The organism is Thermococcus sp. AM4, assembly GCF_000151205.2.
GTDB lineage: Archaea > Methanobacteriota_B > Thermococci > Thermococcales > Thermococcaceae > Thermococcus.
In genome coordinates this window covers 936,067-953,204 of sequence record NC_016051.1, presented here as the reverse complement: position 1 = coordinate 953,204, position 17,138 = coordinate 936,067, and the positions used below count along the sequence as shown (strand labels likewise).

Genomic DNA, 17,138 nt, shown 5'->3' with positions numbered 1-17,138 from the left:
TGAAGGAGGGGATGGAAATGGAGGTCAAGGTCTACCGCGTTAAGGGAATCTTCCAGAGGGGTAAGCTCAAGCAGCCCTTCACCAAGGAGTACCGCGCTCTCAAGCCGGAGCACGTCGTCGAGCTCGTCTACTCCGAGATAGGGAGCAAGCACCGCGTCCCGAGGACCAAGATATGGATTGAGAGCATCGAGGAGATAAGCCCCGAAGAGGCCGAGAACCCGATAGTCAGGAGGCTCAGCCTCGAGCTCTGATTTTTCTTCATTTACGATAGCTTTTTAAGTGGCGTTTCTTACTAACCTCTGTGGTTATCATGGATGGGGAGGGGCTCTACTACTCCGGAAGGGTTCTCTGGGTCGTGAAATCCGGCGATCGGCTCTACGGCAAGGTTCTCGAGGATTACCCCTACTACGTTGAAGTCGATGGTGATTCGAGCTTCTGCACGTGCCCCAGGGGAGGGAACTGCGAACACGTCCGCGCGGTTGAAATAGCCTACGAAAGGGGTTTTTACTTTGACTGTCCTGGTGAGGAACCATTCGGTGAAGGCTGTGCGTATTCAATGCTCAACTCCGTCCCCGAGCTGAGATGGAAGGTTCTCCTTAGGGAGCTTGAGCACGCCCTTGAAACCGACGAGAGCGGCAGCGACGCAGCGAAGCTCTTTTACGAGGCCTTTAAACTGCTCGAAAAAGACCCAGAAGGCAGGAAACTAAAGCGGATAGAGGTTCTGTTGGACGAGTACTCCGCCCTGTTCCCCGATTACGCCGTCACAGAAAGGCTTAAATCGGAGTTTCAACGTTTAAGAATAAGATCGGTGGGGTGAGACCATGAAGGCCCTGTACCGGGAGATGTGCCCCAACTGCAGGGGCAGGATATCCGACGAGAGGCTCTCCATGAGAAACCCGTGCGAGAGCTGTTTAAATGAGCCAATCGCGATTGACTCTTATTTTGAGCTTGTTTCCGCCGTTAGGGACGCCCTTCTTAACGCAAGCAGGTTAAAGGATTGGGAGAGAATATACCGCCTTGAGAGCGAAACCCGTGAGATAGAGGACTTCTTCCGGAAGGCAACCGGTTTTACCTTCTGGAGCGCCCAGAGGACGTGGGTCAAAAGGCTCCTCAAGGGAAGGAGCTTCTCGATAATCGCTCCAACCGGAATGGGCAAGAGCACCTTTGGAGCTTTCATGTCCGTCTACTACGCCACGAAGGGCAAGAAGAGCTACATAGTCGTTCCCACGACGCCCCTGGTAATCCAGACCATAAGAAAGGTTCAGGCGATAATCGAGAGAACGGGGCTCAATGTTAACCTCGCCTACTACCACGGCAACCTCAGGAAGAAGGAAAAGGAAGAGATGCTCGCCAAAATCGAAAGCGGGGACTACGACATACTCATAACGAGCGCCCAGTGGTTAGCTAGAAACTTCGACGAGAAGCTGAAGGGGAGGCACTTCGATTTCATCTTCGTCGACGACGTCGATGCCTTCCTCAAGGCGAGCAAGAACATAGACCGCTCGCTTTTGCTCCTCGGCTTCACCGAGGAAATCATCGGCAAGGCCTGGGAAATCATAAGGCTCAAGAAGCAGATGGCGAGATACCTCAACGGAAACTCCCAGGACAAAAACGACAGGCTTAAGGAGCTCAACGAGGCGATAGAGAAAATCCAGCGCGAGATCGAGGAGTTCAAGAGGAAGAACGACATCGGAATCATGATCATCGCCTCGGCAACCGGTTCGGCGAGGGGCGACAGGATAAAGCTCTACCGCGAACTGCTCGGCTTCGAGGTCGGTTCCGGAAGGAGCGCGCTGAGGAACGTCGTGGACAGCTATTTAAAGCCGAGTAAGGACGTCAAGGAGCACGTGGAGGAGCTCCTCAGGAAACTCGGGAAGGGCGGCCTCATCTTTGTCCCCATCGACCAGGGGCTGAGCTACGCCGAGGAGCTCGTGGACTATCTTAAGGAGAGGGGCTTCGCCGTTGAACTCGCGAGCTCGAAGAACAAGAAGGCCGTTGAGAGGTTTGAGAATGGCGAAGCGGATTACCTCGTTGGCGTTGCAACCTACTACGGCTCGATAGTCAGGGGTCTGGATTTGCCCCACCTAATCCGCTACGCCGTTTTCACAGGCGTTCCCAAGTTCCGCTTTAGCATAGACCTTGAGAGGCCCACCATATACCGCGCCCTCGGTCTGCTCAGCGAGGTCATGGACTTCCTCGACGACGAGGACAGGAGGAAGGCCGAAAAGCTACATGCGAGGCTCAGAAGGCTGATTAGAAACATCCCGCAGTTCGAGCTCCTGAAGATTGAGGAGGCCTTGGCGGAGGGCCTTCCCATCGAGAACGACTTCCACAAGACGGTTCTCAACGTCTTCCGCGAGCTCGTCGAGTTCCTGCGCGAGGTCCTGAAAAAGGAGGATGTTCTCAAAAGGCTCGCGGAGGACCCCTTCGTCAGCCTTGTGAAGGAAGAGGGCAAGTGGTTCATCGAGATTCCAGATGTTAGGACGTACATCCAGGCAACCGGGAGGACGAGCAGGCTCTTCGCGGGCGGAATAACGAAGGGACTCAGCGTCCTCATAGTGGACAACGAGAAGGTCTTCAACGGCCTCGTGAGGCAGATGCGCTGGCGCTTCACCGAGTTCAAGATGGTGCCCTTCGAGGAGCTCGACCTTGAGAAACTCCTGAAGGAGATAGATGAGGACAGGGAGAAGGTAAAGCTGGTTATGGAGGGCAAGATAAGCTCGAAGGTCAAGGACCTCGTTAAATCGGCCCTCATGATCGTGGAGAGCCCCAACAAGGCCAGGACGATAGCCAACTTCTTCGGCAGGCCTAGCAAGACGAGAATCGGTGAGCTCGTTGCCTACGAGGTCAGCGTGGGCGATAAGATGCTGACGATTTTGGCGAGCGGGGGGCACATGTTCGACCTGGTCACGAACGAGGGCTACCACGGTGTTCTGATAGAACGCGAGGGGGACATGCTCAAGTTCATACCCGTTTACGATACCATAAAGCGCTGCCGCGACTGCGGCTACCAGTTCGTGGACTGGGAGGAGCGGGGCGTTTGTCCGCGCTGTGGCTCTAGAAACGTCCACGATGCCCTCGAGAACGTCAAAGCAATGCGCGAGATAGCCCAGGAGGTTGATGAGATCCTCATAGCAACCGATCCGGACACGGAGGGTGAGAAGATAGCCTGGGACATAAGGAACGTTCTTGCTCCTTACACCCCCAACATCAAGCGCGTTGAGTTCCACGAGGTCACGCGGCCGGCCATAATGAAGGCAATACGTGAGGCGAGGGACGTCAACGAGGCGAGGGTAGAGGCCCAGATGGTGAGGCGCATAGAGGACAGGTGGATAGGCTTTGAGCTCAGCCAGGAGCTCCAGAGGGTCTTTGAGAACAGGAATCTCTCCGCCGGAAGGGTTCAGACGCCGGTCCTCGGCTGGATCATCGAGCGGTACAAGGAGTTTACCGAGAGCGAGGTTTACTTCCTCGGCTTAACGCTTGAAAACGGCCTTCAGGTAACGGTCGAGCTCGGAAAGGACGGCAAGGACGTCGAGCCACCGGAGTACGTCACGGTGGAGGAGGTCCAGCTCGAGGAGAGGGAGCTCAACCCCGCCCCGCCGTACACGACCGACGCGATGCTCCGCGATGCTTCCACCTTCCTCAAGCTTTCGGCCCCGGAGACGATGAGATTGGCTCAGGATCTGTTCGAAGCAGGTCTCTGTGTTACCCCAGATACAGTGGTTACCCTCGCAGATGGGAGAATTATGAGGATTAAAGATGCCGTCAGGAGTAAAGAAGGAAATCTCCTCGCAGTAAACGGTTTGAAAGCCAAGAACGCAAAGGCCACAAAGTTCTGGGAGATTAACTGGAACGGGCCTTTGAAGGTTGTACGGCTCCAGAACGGGCACGAGATAAGGGCGACTCCTGATCATGGTCTCTTGGTGCTTCGCGATGGAAAGCTTGGCTGGGTTTCCACGAAGAATATCGAGCCCGGGGATTACGTTGCCTTCGCTTACAACACTGGGCACAAGGGAACGAGGGAATACACCCTCCTCGAGATGCTAATTGAACTTGGAATAACTGATGTTATGGTTGAGCTTAAGGGGGAGTACTTTGACTCAAAAATCGCACCCCTCGTTAGGGAGAGAATCAAGACCAGCACGAAGTACAAGTACCTCCGCAACCGCGTCGTTCCGCTGGCGAAACTTGTGGAGTGGGGAGTGGACGACTACGAGCCCCATGTCGTATCAATTTACCGCCAGAGGGCAGGAAGCAGGAGGATTCCCAACTTCAAGCTTGATGAGAACTTCTGGTACGTTTTCGGCTTGGTTCTGGGGGACGGAACGCTCAGGGGCAGCAAAGTCCTCATATCCCAAACCCCCCTCAAGCAGGTCAAGGAAATCCTTGAGGAGACGTTTCCGTTCCTCCACGTGTTCGAGACTACCAATCAAGTCGGCTTTTCAAACTCAATCCTTGTGGAGCTCTTCAGGCGCCTCGGTGGTCGCTCTGGCGAACTCAATCCCATAATCTTCACGATACCTGAAAAGATGCTCAACGCAATGATTGCTGGCTACTTTGACACGGACGGAACGTTTTCTCTGCTCCATGACAAGAGGGGAGTTAATTTCAGAGCCCTCCTTACATCGAAGCGCGGAGACGTTCTCAAGAAGCTCAGCGTTTATCTCTACCAGGTTGGCATCCTCAACTACCTCAAGCGGGACAAAAGAACTGGGGTCTGGGACCTCATAATAAGCAACCGCAGTCTCGGCATCTTCCGGGAGAAAATCTACCCGTACCTCAGGATTAGGAGGGCCCAGTTCGAGGAAACTTATTCTGCATACAGGAGAACGAGGAAACCCAACGAATCTGATACGATACCCATTGGAGCTCTAATCAAAGAGCTAATATTCCCCAACGGTACCAAAGCGAGGCTCCTTAGAGAGGAAGGCATTGATATCTGGAACTGGCTGAAGAAGCCCGGAAGCGTGCCAAGGAATAAGCTTGCCAAAGTCCTTGAGTACGTGGAAGATAACGAAGTCAAAGATTATCTACGCTCTCTCGTTGAGGCCAACGTAACGTGGGTTAAGGTTGTGGACGTTGACGAGGAGCACTACACCGGAAAGCTCTACGACTTCACCACGACAACCGAGAACTTCATCGCAAACGGCGCGGTTTCCCACAACTGTACTTACCACAGAACCGACTCAACTCACGTCAGCAGCACGGGCATAGAAATCGCCAAAGAGTACATCACAAGCGAGCTCGGCGAGGAGTACTTCAAGCCGAGGCCATGGGGTGAAGAGGGCACGCACGAGGCCATAAGGCCGACGAGGCCCATCGACACCGGCAGGTTGATGCAGCTCATCCGCGACGGCGTAATCCAGCTCCCGAGGAACCTCACGCGCAACCATTACAGGCTCTACGACATGATCTTCAGGCGCTTTATGACGAGCCAGATGGTCCCGGCGGTTATTCTTCACGAGAGGGCGGTGATAAACGCGGGCGTTGGAAAGGTGGAGCTCGAGGGCTACGTCGAGATCCTCAAGGACGGCTGGACGAAACTCAGAAGCCCGCCGTTGAGACAGCTGCCGAAGCTTGAGCCCGGGGCAAAGCTCAAAGTGGTTGAGTTCAAGAAGTGGAAGGCGCCGAAGGTTTCCCTCTACACCCAGGGCGACATAATAGCCCTTATGAAGGAGCGCGGCATAGGGAGGCCGTCAACGTATGCGAAGATAGTCCAGACGCTCCTCCAGAGGTACTACGTTTTCGAGACTAGGGGTAGGAAGAAGCTCGTTCCAACGGAGAAGGGCATCAAGGTCTACCACTACCTCATCAGCAAGTACCGCGAGCTGGTGAGCGAGGAGAAAACGAGAGAGCTGGAGGAGAAGATGGACCTAATCGAAGAGGGTAAGCTGAATTACCTTGAAGTTCTGAACGAACTGTACCGTGAGATAGCATGCGAGATTAGAAAGGAAGGATGCAGTTAACCCCCTGTCTCTTTCTGTAACCCTTTTCTTTTCCCTTTTGCTTAATAGTAACGCTGTTTTTTCGGGCGGATATTTTCCCCACCGAAAACCTTTAAAGTCAAGAAATTGCCATAGTAATCATGTTGCATCTCCATGCACTTCAAATAAGATCCATAGGAGTTATTTCATTACGGGATACTTCTCACATTTGCCCCCGACTCAAAAGAGGGAAAAAATTTATATGGGCTTATGCGGACATTATAAACAAGAAATTTTGGTGGTGGTAAAGATGGTGAAGGACAGGATGGTAGAGCTCCTCCAGGAGCACTTCGAGTTGAACCTGTACGAGGCAAGGGCGTACGTGGCCCTGGTAGGGTTCGGAGTACTAACCCCAGCGGAGCTGGCCAGCGTTTCAGAGGTTCCCGCGCCGAGAACCTACGACGTTCTCAGGAGCCTTGAGAAGAAGGGTTTTGCCATAAGCCAGCCGGGCAAGGTCAACAAGTACAGGCCGGTTCACCCGCAGAACATCCTCGAGAAGTTCATCGAGGAGTGGCAGCAGAGGGTTGCCGAGGAGCTTGAGGCCAAGAAGAAGGCGAAGGAAGAACTCCTCGAGCTCATGACCCCGCTCATCGAGACCGAGATTCCGAAGTACGGCGTTGAGCGCGTCTGGGTTGTCAGGGGAATCAGGAACGCCACCCTCAAGACCAAGGAGATGTTCGAGGGCGTTCAGGAGAAGATACTCCTCGCCGACGACGGCTACATAGCGGTTAACCTCGACAAGGACATCATAGCAGCGGTTGACAGGGGCGTTAAGGTCAAGATAGTCGTCGCCGAGAACCTCCTCCCGAGGCTCAAGTCCTCCAAGCTGCTCGACTACGCCAAGGCCGGCAAGATCGAGCTCAGAGTGGCCGACAAGTTCGACCTGCCGATGCTCATCTGCGACGACGAGGTCTTCTTCGCCCTCGAGGACATGGCCGCGCGCTACTTCAACTACGAGACCCAGATATGGATCAAGGACTTCCGCGTCAGGGCGCTCTTTGAGGGCAAGTTCAACGAGTACTGGGAGAAGGCCAAGCCGCTTTGAGCCTCTCTCCTTCTCTTCTCCGTTATTGGGTTTCCCAAGAACATAAGGGACATAAAAGAAAATCTTCAGACGTACTTGAACTCCTCCTCTTCGGGTTTCCTCTCCCGTATCTTCCAGAGGATCTTTCCGTCCTTCTCGAAGCTCTCAACCTTTCCCCCTTCCGCGAACCGGAGGAGGTACCTCCTTACTTCCATCACCCAGAGGCCCGTTTCCTCCGCTATCTCCTCAACGGTTTTGGGGCCGGTTTCAAGAGCTTTTAAAACCCTTCTGTTCTTCACGCCGATCCCTCCAGCCTTCTGTACTTTTCAATCAGGTCTATTATCCTCTCCATCACACTTAAGCGTTTCTCAAGCTCATCCGGATCGTCCGGAAGGTTTGAGGCAAGCTCGTTGAGCTTTTCAAGCAGTATCTCCTCGAATTCCCTGACCTCTTCCCGTCTCTGCTTGGCCCTGTATTCGCAGACGGGACAGAAAACCCTTCCGTCTTTTTCGAAGAGGGGTGAGCCGCATTTGGGGCAGTGCCTGTCGAGCATCTTCGCACCCGACAGCATGAGGGGCATTATCACCTTTCTGATCTCCTCCTCCGTTGGTCCCTTCACCTTCACCACCTCAGCGCGGAGAACACCTCAACGAGGGCTTTTTTGCCCGGCTTTGACCTCTTTATCCTGTCGGAGATCTCGGCTAGATCAAAGGCAACCACCTTAAAGCGTTCCTTGATGCCCTCAATCAGCTCCAGGAGCTCCTCCAGTGTTAGCTCCCCGTGCTGAAACCTCGCTATCCGGTATTCCGGCCTCAGGACGTCGAGATCTATCGTCAGGTATATCTCCTCTCCGAGGTACCTGAGGGCGTCGTCGAGCACTCCGTCAACTCCGTGGTTGGTGAGGTTTACGTACGCCCTCCATCCCCGCCCGGTTTTCCGCGTTCTCGGGAGGGCCGGGTAAATCCGCACCCTTCTCCTCCACAGCCGGGTTCTGTTCGTCGTCGGTATCATCAGCACGGCCCCAACAACGGCGGCCCTGTTCACGATCCCGTTTTCAAGGGCGTAGGCCAGCCACGAACCGTGGTCGAGGTAATCGTGCATGAGGTCGGTGTGGGCGTCCAGGCTCAGGATTGAAGAAGGTTTGAGTTTCGTTGCGATCCCGTAGGTGGCGAGGTGCTCCCCCACGATGTAGCAGCAATCCGGCTGAACCTCCCTCGCGAGCCCCTCAACGTTTCTGGCTTCCACAATCCTGGCGTCATCGATGAGCCCCTCCCTCAGCAGGAGTTTTCTCGCGTACTCCACGCCTTCTCTGTTTGGTTTTTCGCCGAAGGGAACGAACGTTACCATGATGCATCCCCCTCAGGTTCTCCCCCGATCCTTTTAACGTTGAGGGTCGAACGAAAACGTTTTTAAGCGACCCTCCAATAGGGGGACGGGCGATGGCGTCCGCCCGGGGCTTCGAGCCCGAACCGCCCGCTCGGGCTGATGACGCCTGTTCTACCACGGAAGGAGGCGGTAGAATGGGCTCGAAGCTGTACGAACTCGGACGTTACGTTGACGTTGATGCCGTCTTACGCTACGTTAAGGAGAGGCGCCACGAGGATGGCGGCTACTGCTTCGTTAGCGTCCTCGACGACACCAACGTGAACGACACCTACTACGCGGTCAAGATACACAGGCTTCTGAATGTGGAGTTCCCGGAACCCGAGATGACCATAGAGTTCCTGAGCAATGCAATCCAGCCCCAGACTGCGGTGGTGGCAATAGCGATGGCACTCGAGGGCCTCGCCCTCCTTGGAGCCAGGGACCTCGCGAGGGAGAAGAGCGACATAGTGTTCACCAAGTACAACCCCACAGAAGGCAAGTTCGCCGTTGGACTAGGGGGAAGCGAGGAGTTCGGGACGGCGACCCCGCTCGAAGCCACCTACTGGGTTACCAAGGCGTTCGATCAGATCGGCCTGAAGTTCGACTCTGCGGAAAAGGACGCGATTAGGGCCTTCGTGATGCGCTTTAGGAACGGAAACGGTTACGGCGTCAAGCAACCGACCACGACCATGACCTACCAGGCGCTCTTTACCCTCTACACCCTCGGCTACCGCCCGCCCAAGAGTCCGCACTTCAGGAACTGTGAGCTCTGCGGCGACTGGGGTGGCTTCACCGAGGTGCCATACAGCCTTCCACCGTACCTTGAGCCGACCTTCTACGCCACGAGGGGCCTTGAGCTTCAGAACGAGACTCCCACCTGCCCGAGGAGGCACATATGGTTTATCCGCCAGCTCCAGAATCCCAACGGTGGCTTCAGGAGGAGCCTTGAGCTGGGAATCTCGAACTTCCAGAACACCTACCGCGCGCTGGCAGTGCTCGATTCAATGGCAAGGTACCTCTAGCAACGTGGTGGTCATGGATCTGATAGGGTTGCACCTCCGTGAGGGCCTTCGAGGGTATGGCTGCCCGGTTTGCAGAGGCCTCGATAAATTCGAGCGCGGCGTCATTGAGAACATCCTGTACGAGGGCGTCAACGATCCCTCCTTGAGACGGAAGTTCAGAGAAAGCCTGGGGCTCTGTCCTTACCACGCGTGGAAGCTCTTCGAGGTAGCACATTCCAACCCGCTCTACGGGGGTTTGGGCGTAGCGACCATTTACGAGGACATGCTCAGAACGTACATCTCGACGCTGGAGGAGAACTCCACTTTCCATGAGGGGGAGTGCTACCTCTGTTCCCTCCTTGAGGAGAAGGAGAGAATACTCGTGGAGTCCTTCGCGGAGAGGCTGGAGGAGCTGCTGGACGAGTACGAGAATTCCAGTGCGGTGCTCTGCAGGAGGCATTACTCAATGATCGCCGAGCTGATCGAGGACCCCCATCTAAAGGAGCGCCTTCGGACGGTCCAGATCAAAAAGCTTGAGAAACTTCATGGGCTCATAACTAGCTTTATCGAGAAGTTTGACTACCGGTCGGAGGAGCGGCCGAGCGATGAGGAAATCAGGGCAGTTAGAGGCACGGTGGAGGCCCTTAAGGGGCTTCCCCTCCCATTAAAGCCCCGGGGAAAGAAGAGGGGGGTAATAGGTTTTGTCTGGAGGAGAGATAGAACTTGAGGTCAGTCCGGAGGAGTTCGCCCGGATAAAGGAGAGGCTCAGGAGGCGGCCCCTCGATCCGGACGCCGATCTTGAGAGGCTTGAGATTACCCTCCGGGAGCTGAGGTTCAGGTACCTAACGGAGCGGGTCGACGAAGTTGAGAAAAAGCTTCGGGAGATGGAGGCCCACTACCGCTCGCTGGTTGAGTTCGAGAAAACCGCGAAGGAGGACAGGGCCTTCCTCAAGAAGGTGAGGGCCGAGCTCAGTGAGGAGAACAGAAAGCTTGAGGCGATGCTCGATGGTAAGGGTGACGGTTCGAGCGGGAAGGTTCAGGAGACTTAGGCTGGAACTGGATGATGACGTCTACGCCCGGATTGAAGCGCTCGCCAAAAGATACGGTTTCCGCGTGGAGGATGCCCTCAAGATCCTGTTGATGGGAGATTTCATTGAAGGATCCGCTACCGAAGGGGATATCGAGGGGTTACAGCGGAAGCTTGACGATCTGGAGCGCAGGCTCTACAGCCTCGAAGGTCTCTGGTCGCCCCTGAAGTTCAAGACCTACTACGTTGCCCTTGACAACCAGAACCTCGCGATACAGGTCTCCGCCATGATCGCCCAGAACAAGAGGCTCAGGGAAAAGCTGGGGATGGGGGAGAGGGACTACTCGTCCGTTGAGGAGAAGGTCAGGTACTACCTAAACTTTAAAAAGGACTGACCCCCCGTTTTGGAAGGCTTCCAGGAGGGTTCAGGGATGAACGCGAAGATAGCCTTTGCCGTGGCAACAGGGGGTGCCCTCGGGGCCCTCTTCAGGTTCTACCTGTCGGGACTGCTTCCCGTTTACAGGGACTTTCCCGTTGGAACCCTCATGGTCAATGGACTCGCCAGCTTCATCCTCGGCTACCTCTACGGCCTTCTGTTCTGGGGATTTGACGTGCCGAGCGATTGGAGGGCTTTTCTCGGCACCGGTTTCTGCGGCGGGTTGAGCACGTTTTCGACCTTCTCCTACGAGACGTTCTCCCTCCTCCGGGAGAGGGAGTACCTCATAGCCGGCCTTAACGTTGCGGCAAACGTTATAATCACGATAGCCTTAGTGCTCTTAGGTTTCCTTCTCAGCAGGAGGTGATCCCATGGTTGAGGTCGAGCACTGGAACACCCTTCGTCTTAAGATATATATTGGAGAGAACGACCGCTGGAAGGGGAGGCCCCTTTACAAAGCGATAGTCGAGAAGCTCAGGGAGATGGGGATGGCGGGAGCGACCGTTTACCGCGGCATATACGGGTTCGGTAAGAAAAGTCGCATTCACTCGGGGGACATAATGAGGCTCTCAACTGACCTTCCCGTTATGATCGAGGTCGTTGACAGGGGCTACAAGATAGAGAAAGCCATCTGCGAGATCAAACCGATGATAAACGACGGCATGATAACCGTTGAACCCGTGATCGTCGTGTGGGTCGGCAGTCAGGACGAGGTCAGCAAGTTCAGGGAGGACGCCGTTCGAGAAGAATCCTAATTTCTGTAAAATTTCCAAAATTATGTTGTAAAAGCCACAATTTTTGGGGAAAAGTTTATATAGTATGAGGGGTAACTGATCCCAAAGAACCCGCTATAATAACACCTTCAAATTCGGCTGGTAAAATAAGTGGCCGACCCTCCGGGTTCAAATCTATTTTCAATTTTCCTTCTGCCCACCAAAACTTTTAAAATCATTATCGCGAAATGAGCCAATAAGGATCATATGTGGTGTGTCGCGAGTTACTCTAATCGTTAAGCGTTACATTTGGTGATGTCATCATGGGAGAGCTTGATCTTGAAGTTCCAATTGAAAAGCTCAACGCTGTAATGAACCCGGTTACGAGTGCGGGTCTTTACCTCAGGTGGGTTCTTTACAACGAGCTCAGGGGCACCGTTTCCGTGAGGATAGTCGTCCCGGAGGATGAGATCGAGGAGATACTCTTCATGATCGCGAGGGCCTATGGTGAGCCCCTGGAAGTCAGCGTTCTCCGCGATAGCGAGACGATGCTCGTCGGGCAGGCGTTTTTAAATTCGATTCACATCCACGCCAAGAGCTATCCCGTCGTCGTTCTGATGGAGTACTCCCGTGAGAGGGGCCCCTACGTTCCCGTCAAGGTGACCGTTATAACCCGGGGCGACCTCCCGGAGGAGGGCATTGAAACGATCCTTGGCACGCACTTTGGTAACTTCGACCTCAGACGTTCGTACCAACCCGGAATAGTAGAGAGAAATTCTCTCACGAAGATAGTCATGACACCGGCTCGTTAGCCCATAACACGACCGGGGGTTCATCCCTTTTTATTATCCTCAATAGTTTTATTGACAGTACGGGTCCCCATGGGTATATCCGTACTATCCGCTCAGAAAAACTTTTAAAGAGTGCCTCAAACCGGCTACCATGGGGACAGTGAGCTATGCGCACATCAAGCTTCTCGCAGAGGTAATCGCGTTTTCAGTGCTGACGATCACGGTTGTAATGGCGATGAGGATACGGAAGAGGCTCGGTGCGAGTCTCGGTGAGAGGGAGATCAACAACATGATGGTCGGGTTCTTGATATTCTGGTCCGGCTACCTCGTCAACGTCCTCAACGATATCATCACAACTGAGTTCATGAAGGTCTTCGACGACGTTCTCGTGGCCGTTGGCCTGGCCTGGATTCTGGTAACGGTTCGGCCGATCTACGGGAAGCTCAGGCTTAAATCCGTTCCGAGCAAGGTCTTCGAGGGGACCAAAGTACTTAGATCCGGTGGGTATCTCTTCAACGCTTCGATACCCCTTCAGCGTCTTCTCCAGCTCCTGGGCGGCTGGAAGTTGCTGGCCGTTGCGAGAAACGCCGAGAGGTTCAACGAGTTCGGCATCCCAACCCTGTGGATCACAAAGGTGGGCGGAGAGAACAGGATTGAGCCGACCCGACTTGCCCCGCTTATGCACTACCTGATAGAGCGAACCGACGAGAGCACCGCCGTGATCCTTGAGGGCGTTGAGTACCTGATCCTGGAGAACGGATTTGAAACGGTCTTCAAGTTCCTCACCAGCCTGAAGGACAACGTCCTCTCCAAGAAAGCCCTGCTTGTTCTCATCCTCGACCCCAGGACCTTCGATGAGAGGGAGCTGAAGTTGCTGGAGCGCGAGTTCTCATGGCTTAACGTTTCTTGATGTTCCATGAAGAAGTTTTATAGCGGGTAGGGTTTAGTCTTATCGGTGGTTCCGATGCTTCACCACGTCAGGCTTATCTACGCGACCAAGAGCAGAAAGCTCGTCGGTAAGAAAATCGTTCTCGCGATTCCCGGGAGCATAGCCGCGGTTGAGTGCGTCAAGCTGGCCAGGGAACTGATAAGGCACGGCGCCGAGGTTCACGCGGTGATGAGCGAGAACGCTCAAAAAATAATCCACCCCTACGCGATGGAGTTCGCCACCGGAAACCCCGTCGTGACTGAAATCACGGGCTTCATAGAGCACGTTGAACTTGCTGGAGACCACGAGAACAAGGCCGACCTGATTCTCGTCTGTCCCGCGACCGCGAACACCATAGGCAAGATAGCCTGCGGCATAGACGATACACCCGTCACGACCGTTGTAACGACCGCCTTCGCCCACACGCCGATTATGATAGCCCCGGCCATGCACTCAACGATGTACGAGCACCCGATAGTCGTTGAGAACATCGAGAAGCTCAAAAAACTTGGTGTCGAGTTTATAGGTCCGCGCTTCGAGGAGGGGAAAGCTAAGGTCGCTTCGATAGACGAGATAGTCTACCGCGTCATCAGGAAGCTCCACCCCAAGAGCCTTGAGGGGAAGCGCGTTTTAGTTACGGCAGGCGCGACGAGAGAGTACATAGACCCGATTCGCTACATCACCAACGCGAGCAGCGGCAGAATGGGAGTTGCCATAGCCGAAGAGGCGGACTTCAGGGGAGCGGAGGTTACGCTCATCAGGACGAAGGGAAGCGTCCCGAGCTTCGTCGAGAACCAGATTGAAGTCGAGACCGTCGAGGAGATGCTCGAGGCGATAGAGAGCGAGCTGAGGGCGAAGAAATACGACGTTGTAGTTCTGGCCGCCGCCGTAAGCGACTTCCGCGTTAAGAACAGGGCCAATACAAAAATCAAGAGCGGTAGGAGTTTAACCCTCGAACTCGAGCCGACGCCGAAGATAATAGACCGCGTTAAAGAGCTTCAGCCAGATGTATTCCTCGTGGGCTTCAAGGCCGAGACGGGCGAGGAAAAGCTCATTGAGGAAGCCAGAAAGCAGATTGAGCGCGCGGGGAGCGACCTCGTGGTTACGAATACGCTCAAAGCGTTCGGAAGCGAGGAGAACAAGGTCCTTCTCGTCACCCGCGATGAAGTTAAGAAACTGCCGAAGATGGACAAGCGAGAGCTGGCGGAGAGGCTCTGGGACGAAATCGAGAGGTTTCTCAGCTAAATCTCTTTGGGGGGCACGAGGATACCCAGTTCGGTTATGATCCCCCGGATGTACTTCCATGGGGTCACATCGAAGAGGTAGTTCCTCACCCTGTGGCCCTGCCGGTGGTAGGGCCGCTCCACTATCTCCACATCCTCCGCGTTCAGTTCCGGGTTGAACTTGAAGCTCTCGGCGGCGACGTAGAATGGAACAGCCGCGTCGTGACATGCCAAAGCCAGGAGGTACGTTCCTGCTTTGTTGAGGACGGCCCCATCCCTCGTCACGTTGTCGGCCCCAACGAGCGCGAGGGTCGATCTCCTGGCGAAGAGGCCGAGCTGGGCGTCGGTTATGACCTCGTGGGGGATGTTGAGGGAGTCCAGCTCGTTTGCGAGGGCTATCCCCTCGTAGTCGGGCGCGCTCTCGGTCAGTATGACCCTGAACCGCTTTCCCTTTCTCCACGCGGACCGGAGCACCTCCAGGACGGCCGATGAGAAGGAGTGGGTTATCACCACGTCACCCTCGTCAATCAGCTCGCTTCCGATGTTGCCGATCTCCCTCCTCGCCTCGTCCATAAGCCGGAGGAACTCCTCCGCTCTAGTTTTTACGAGCTCTGGGGAGGGTGTAACGGGTATGAACCGGGAGAGGTTGTAGAGGGACGCCATTGTGGGGTTTACGGAGGGTATCTCTCTCCTCATCTCCGCGAGCGCCCTTTCAAGTTCCTCTCCCGCGAGAAGCTCCGAGAGAAGCAGGTAGGCCTCGGCTCCCCTCTTCGCGAGCCAGCTGGCCCCCCTAATCCTTTCCGCCCTCATCTCCTCGATGATCTCCCTAACCTGCGGGGGTATCATGGTGAACCGCCGATTCTGATCGATCTTCCGGTTTATCACCTTTTCGCCTGTTTTCACCGGCGGTGAAAGCAACGCTTAAGTATTTTATCGCTGTAAAACTCCTGGTGGTTGCCATGGCCAGGGTCAAGGTCGGAATAAACGGCTACGGCACGATAGGTAAGAGGGTAGCTTACGCCGTAACCAAACAGGACGATATGAAGCTCATCGGCGTAACCAAGACCAAGCCGGACTTCGAGGCATACCGCGCGAAAGAGCTCGGAATCCCGGTCTATGCAGCGAGCGAGGAGTTCCTCCCGCGCTTTGAGAAGGCAGGCTTCGAGGTTTCCGGAACGCTGGAGGATCTTCTCGGCGAGGTTGACGTAATCGTTGACGCCACCCCTGGGGGAATGGGGGCAAAGAACAAGGCAATTTACGAGAAGGCCGGAGTTAAGGCCGTATTCCAGGGCGGTGAGAAGGCGAACGTTGCCGAGGTTTCCTTCGTGGCCCAGGCCAACTACGAGAAGGCCTTGGGAAAGGACTACGTCCGCGTCGTCTCCTGCAACACAACGGGTTTAACCAGAACCCTCTCGGCCATTCAGGAGTACATAGACTACGTTTACGCGGTCATGATTAGAAGGGCTGCCGACCCCAACGACACGAAGCGCGGTCCAATAAACGCCATAACGCCGAGCGTTACGGTGCCTTCGCACCACGGGCCGGACGTCCAGACGGTTATACCGATTAACATCGAGACGAGCGCCTTCGTCGTCCCGACTACTCTCATGCACGTTCACAGCGTGATGGTTGAGCTGAAGAAGCCGGTCGAGGCGAAGGACGTCATCGATATCTTTGAGAACACCACGCGCGTTCTGCTCTTCGAGAAGGAGAAGGGATTCGAGAGCACAGCCCAGCTCATAGAGTTTGCAAGGGACCTGCACCGCGAGTGGAACAACCTCTACGAGATAGCCGTCTGGAAGGAGAGCATAAACGTGCGTGGAAACAGGCTGTTCTACATTCAGGCCGTCCACCAGGAGAGCGACGTGGTTCCGGAGAATATCGACGCGATAAGGGCCATGTTTGAGCTCGCAGACAAGTGGGAGAGCATAAAGAAGACGAACAAAAGCTTGGGGATTTTGAAGTGATTAAAGCTCCTCTGGGAGAACAACAACCCCTTTTCTTTTTGCCAGGTTTCTCAGCTTGACGTCGAAGGTAACGAGGGTTCCCCTCTCCAGGGTGTGAAGAAGAATTACCGCGTCGTTGAAATGTGAGAGCGAGAGTTTTTCGGCTACCACTAAGTCCAGAGCGCTTTCGATTAGTTGAGGGTCTTCACTCAATCCCTTGAATCTTGGATCCTCTGTGTACCCCTTGAGGGCCTCGAGCGCTTCTTCCGCCGAAAAGCCGTTGTTTTTGAAGAACCACACGTACTCCTGCACGACTATCGCCGGAACGTACCACCTGTCGAGGGATTCAAGTACCTCCTCCGCCCTTTTGTGGAACTCCGTGTCCTCGAAGGTGTCGTAGATGAGGACGTTCGTGTCTATGACCCCATGCATTCCATCATGCCCTCCTCAATGGACTTCTCTATCTCCTCGGGGGTTACGTTCCTGCCGAGTTTCAGGCGCTTCCTTTCCCTTTTGAACCTCCGAAGGACTATTCTGTCTCCCTCGATGTTGACTTCAAGGAGTTCTCCCTCCCTTATGCCAAGGGCCTTTCTAATCTCTGCCGGGATTGTTATCTGGTAGTTGCGGGTTACTTTCGTGATGCTCATAGTAGGGTCACCTGAGTAGTAGATATGTAAGCCTACTATTTAACGTTTGTGAA

At 54.8% G+C, this 17,138-nt stretch carries 20 protein-coding genes and 1 riboswitch; of the genes, 14 read left to right on the top strand and 6 right to left on the bottom strand.

Going from position 1 to position 17,138, the window contains the following annotated elements:
• Positions 1-17 precede the first annotated feature (17 nt).
• The 4 genes from rpl18a (at position 18) to trmBL2 (ending at position 7,029) form a co-directional block, all read left to right on the top strand.
• Positions 18-251 carry a 50S ribosomal protein L18Ae gene (gene rpl18a, locus TAM4_RS05240; protein WP_014122203.1) on the top strand — a complete coding sequence of 78 codons (234 nt, stop codon included), beginning with the start codon at positions 18-20 and terminating at the stop codon, positions 249-251.
• A gap of 59 nt (positions 252-310) precedes the next feature.
• Positions 311-817, top strand: a complete 507-nt coding sequence (locus TAM4_RS05235; protein ID WP_014122202.1) for an SWIM zinc finger family protein — start codon at positions 311-313, stop codon at positions 815-817.
• A 4-nt stretch (positions 818-821) separates the two neighbouring features.
• The gene (gene rgy, locus TAM4_RS05230; RefSeq protein ID WP_014122201.1) at positions 822-5,966 is read left to right on the top strand and encodes a reverse gyrase; all 5,145 of its coding nucleotides are present in this window, start codon (positions 822-824) and stop codon (positions 5,964-5,966) included.
• Between the two features lie 268 nt (positions 5,967-6,234).
• Positions 6,235-7,029 carry an HTH-type transcriptional regulator TrmBL2 gene (gene trmBL2, locus TAM4_RS05225; protein WP_014122200.1) on the top strand — a complete coding sequence of 265 codons (795 nt, stop codon included), beginning with the start codon at positions 6,235-6,237 and terminating at the stop codon, positions 7,027-7,029.
• Positions 7,030-7,094: 65 nt separating this feature from the next.
• Here the strand turns inward: trmBL2 and TAM4_RS05220 are convergent, their stop codons facing one another.
• Genes TAM4_RS05220 through TAM4_RS05210 form a run of 3 tightly spaced genes read right to left on the bottom strand, consistent with a single transcriptional unit; the run spans position 7,095 to position 8,355 of the window.
• Complete coding sequence (locus TAM4_RS05220; RefSeq protein WP_014122199.1) at positions 7,095-7,307, bottom strand: ArsR family transcriptional regulator; 213 nt, start codon at positions 7,305-7,307, stop codon at positions 7,095-7,097.
• Positions 7,304-7,627, bottom strand: coding sequence for an Sjogren's syndrome/scleroderma autoantigen 1 family protein (locus TAM4_RS05215; RefSeq protein WP_014122198.1), 324 nt, complete (start codon positions 7,625-7,627; stop codon positions 7,304-7,306). Before TAM4_RS05215 ends, TAM4_RS05220 begins: the two co-directional genes overlap by 4 nt.
• Before the next feature lie 2 nt (positions 7,628-7,629).
• Positions 7,630-8,355, bottom strand: coding sequence for an arginase family protein (locus tag TAM4_RS05210; RefSeq protein WP_014122197.1), 726 nt, complete (start codon positions 8,353-8,355; stop codon positions 7,630-7,632).
• 79 nt (positions 8,356-8,434) lie between these two features.
• A riboswitch (Fluoride riboswitch) is annotated at positions 8,435-8,510 on the top strand.
• 18 nt (positions 8,511-8,528) lie between these two features.
• Between TAM4_RS05210 and TAM4_RS05205 the strand changes: the two genes are divergently transcribed.
• From TAM4_RS05205 to coaBC, 9 genes are all read left to right on the top strand, one after another.
• Positions 8,529-9,395 carry a hypothetical protein gene (locus TAM4_RS05205; protein WP_014122196.1) on the top strand — a complete coding sequence of 289 codons (867 nt, stop codon included), beginning with the start codon at positions 8,529-8,531 and terminating at the stop codon, positions 9,393-9,395.
• Between the two features lie 13 nt (positions 9,396-9,408).
• Entirely contained in the window at positions 9,409-10,101 is a 693-nt protein-coding gene (locus TAM4_RS05200) for a DUF6062 family protein (protein WP_014122195.1), read from the top strand.
• Positions 10,076-10,423 carry a hypothetical protein gene (locus tag TAM4_RS05195; protein WP_014122194.1) on the top strand — a complete coding sequence of 116 codons (348 nt, stop codon included), beginning with the start codon at positions 10,076-10,078 and terminating at the stop codon, positions 10,421-10,423. The genes TAM4_RS05200 and TAM4_RS05195 overlap by 26 nt, the downstream gene beginning before the upstream one ends.
• The gene (locus TAM4_RS05190; RefSeq protein ID WP_048150038.1) at positions 10,380-10,796 is read left to right on the top strand and encodes a hypothetical protein; all 417 of its coding nucleotides are present in this window, start codon (positions 10,380-10,382) and stop codon (positions 10,794-10,796) included. Before TAM4_RS05195 ends, TAM4_RS05190 begins: the two co-directional genes overlap by 44 nt.
• Before the next feature lie 36 nt (positions 10,797-10,832).
• Complete coding sequence (gene crcB / locus TAM4_RS05185) at positions 10,833-11,204, top strand: fluoride efflux transporter CrcB (RefSeq protein WP_014122192.1); 372 nt, start codon at positions 10,833-10,835, stop codon at positions 11,202-11,204.
• A 4-nt stretch (positions 11,205-11,208) separates the two neighbouring features.
• Entirely contained in the window at positions 11,209-11,592 is a 384-nt protein-coding gene (locus TAM4_RS05180) for a DUF190 domain-containing protein (RefSeq protein WP_014122191.1), read from the top strand.
• Between the two features lie 281 nt (positions 11,593-11,873).
• Positions 11,874-12,362 (top strand): hypothetical protein, encoded by a 489-nt coding sequence (locus TAM4_RS05175; protein WP_014122190.1) that lies wholly within the window; start codon positions 11,874-11,876, stop codon positions 12,360-12,362.
• Positions 12,363-12,492: 130 nt separating this feature from the next.
• A complete protein-coding gene (locus tag TAM4_RS05170; RefSeq protein ID WP_048150034.1) occupies positions 12,493-13,251 on the top strand; it encodes a DUF835 domain-containing protein in 759 nt (252 codons plus the stop codon).
• Positions 13,252-13,305: 54 nt separating this feature from the next.
• A complete protein-coding gene (gene coaBC, locus TAM4_RS05165) occupies positions 13,306-14,514 on the top strand; it encodes a bifunctional phosphopantothenoylcysteine decarboxylase/phosphopantothenate--cysteine ligase CoaBC (protein WP_014122188.1) in 1,209 nt (402 codons plus the stop codon).
• On the opposite strand, the gene TAM4_RS05160 is transcribed toward coaBC, so the two are convergent.
• A complete protein-coding gene (locus TAM4_RS05160; RefSeq protein WP_014122187.1) occupies positions 14,511-15,338 on the bottom strand; it encodes a translation initiation factor IF-2 in 828 nt (275 codons plus the stop codon). The two genes, coaBC and TAM4_RS05160, sit on opposite strands and share 4 nt — an antisense overlap.
• A gap of 113 nt (positions 15,339-15,451) precedes the next feature.
• Here TAM4_RS05160 and TAM4_RS05155 point away from each other — a divergent pair, with 113 nt between their 5' ends.
• On the top strand, positions 15,452-16,459 hold the full coding sequence (locus TAM4_RS05155; protein WP_014122186.1) for a phosphorylating glyceraldehyde-3-phosphate dehydrogenase: 1,008 nt from the start codon (positions 15,452-15,454) through the stop codon (positions 16,457-16,459).
• On the opposite strand, the gene TAM4_RS05150 is transcribed toward TAM4_RS05155, so the two are convergent.
• Together TAM4_RS05150 and TAM4_RS05145 are read right to left on the bottom strand one after the other, a co-directional pair.
• Complete coding sequence (locus tag TAM4_RS05150) at positions 16,460-16,870, bottom strand: PIN domain-containing protein (RefSeq protein WP_014122185.1); 411 nt, start codon at positions 16,868-16,870, stop codon at positions 16,460-16,462.
• Positions 16,855-17,085, bottom strand: coding sequence for an AbrB/MazE/SpoVT family DNA-binding domain-containing protein (locus TAM4_RS05145; RefSeq protein WP_014122184.1), 231 nt, complete (start codon positions 17,083-17,085; stop codon positions 16,855-16,857). Before TAM4_RS05145 ends, TAM4_RS05150 begins: the two co-directional genes overlap by 16 nt.
• Between the last annotated feature and the right edge of the window lie 53 nt (positions 17,086-17,138).

Bases quoted from the DNA above. Each gene is read 5' to 3' on its own strand.
- TAM4_RS05200 (WP_014122195.1), top strand. From the start codon at position 9,409: ATGGATCTGATAGGGTTGCACCTCCGTGAGGGCCTTCGAGGGTATGGC.
- TAM4_RS05205 (WP_014122196.1), top strand. From the start codon at position 8,529: ATGGGCTCGAAGCTGTACGAACTCGGACGTTACGTTGACGTTGATGCC.
- crcB (WP_014122192.1), top strand. From the start codon at position 10,833: ATGAACGCGAAGATAGCCTTTGCCGTGGCAACAGGGGGTGCCCTCGGG.
- TAM4_RS05160 (WP_014122187.1), bottom strand. From the start codon at position 15,338: ATGATACCCCCGCAGGTTAGGGAGATCATCGAGGAGATGAGGGCGGAA.
- TAM4_RS05235 (WP_014122202.1), top strand. From the start codon at position 311: ATGGATGGGGAGGGGCTCTACTACTCCGGAAGGGTTCTCTGGGTCGTG.
- TAM4_RS05190 (WP_048150038.1), top strand. From the start codon at position 10,380: ATGGTAAGGGTGACGGTTCGAGCGGGAAGGTTCAGGAGACTTAGGCTG.
- TAM4_RS05180 (WP_014122191.1), top strand. From the start codon at position 11,209: ATGGTTGAGGTCGAGCACTGGAACACCCTTCGTCTTAAGATATATATT.
- TAM4_RS05155 (WP_014122186.1), top strand. From the start codon at position 15,452: ATGGCCAGGGTCAAGGTCGGAATAAACGGCTACGGCACGATAGGTAAG.
- rpl18a (WP_014122203.1), top strand. From the start codon at position 18: ATGGAGGTCAAGGTCTACCGCGTTAAGGGAATCTTCCAGAGGGGTAAG.
- TAM4_RS05150 (WP_014122185.1), bottom strand. From the start codon at position 16,870: ATGCATGGGGTCATAGACACGAACGTCCTCATCTACGACACCTTCGAG.
- coaBC (WP_014122188.1), top strand. From the start codon at position 13,306: ATGCTTCACCACGTCAGGCTTATCTACGCGACCAAGAGCAGAAAGCTC.
- TAM4_RS05170 (WP_048150034.1), top strand. From the start codon at position 12,493: ATGGGGACAGTGAGCTATGCGCACATCAAGCTTCTCGCAGAGGTAATC.
- TAM4_RS05175 (WP_014122190.1), top strand. From the start codon at position 11,874: ATGGGAGAGCTTGATCTTGAAGTTCCAATTGAAAAGCTCAACGCTGTA.
- rgy (WP_014122201.1), top strand. From the start codon at position 822: ATGAAGGCCCTGTACCGGGAGATGTGCCCCAACTGCAGGGGCAGGATA.
- trmBL2 (WP_014122200.1), top strand. From the start codon at position 6,235: ATGGTGAAGGACAGGATGGTAGAGCTCCTCCAGGAGCACTTCGAGTTG.
- TAM4_RS05210 (WP_014122197.1), bottom strand. From the start codon at position 8,355: ATGGTAACGTTCGTTCCCTTCGGCGAAAAACCAAACAGAGAAGGCGTG.
- TAM4_RS05145 (WP_014122184.1), bottom strand. From the start codon at position 17,085: ATGAGCATCACGAAAGTAACCCGCAACTACCAGATAACAATCCCGGCA.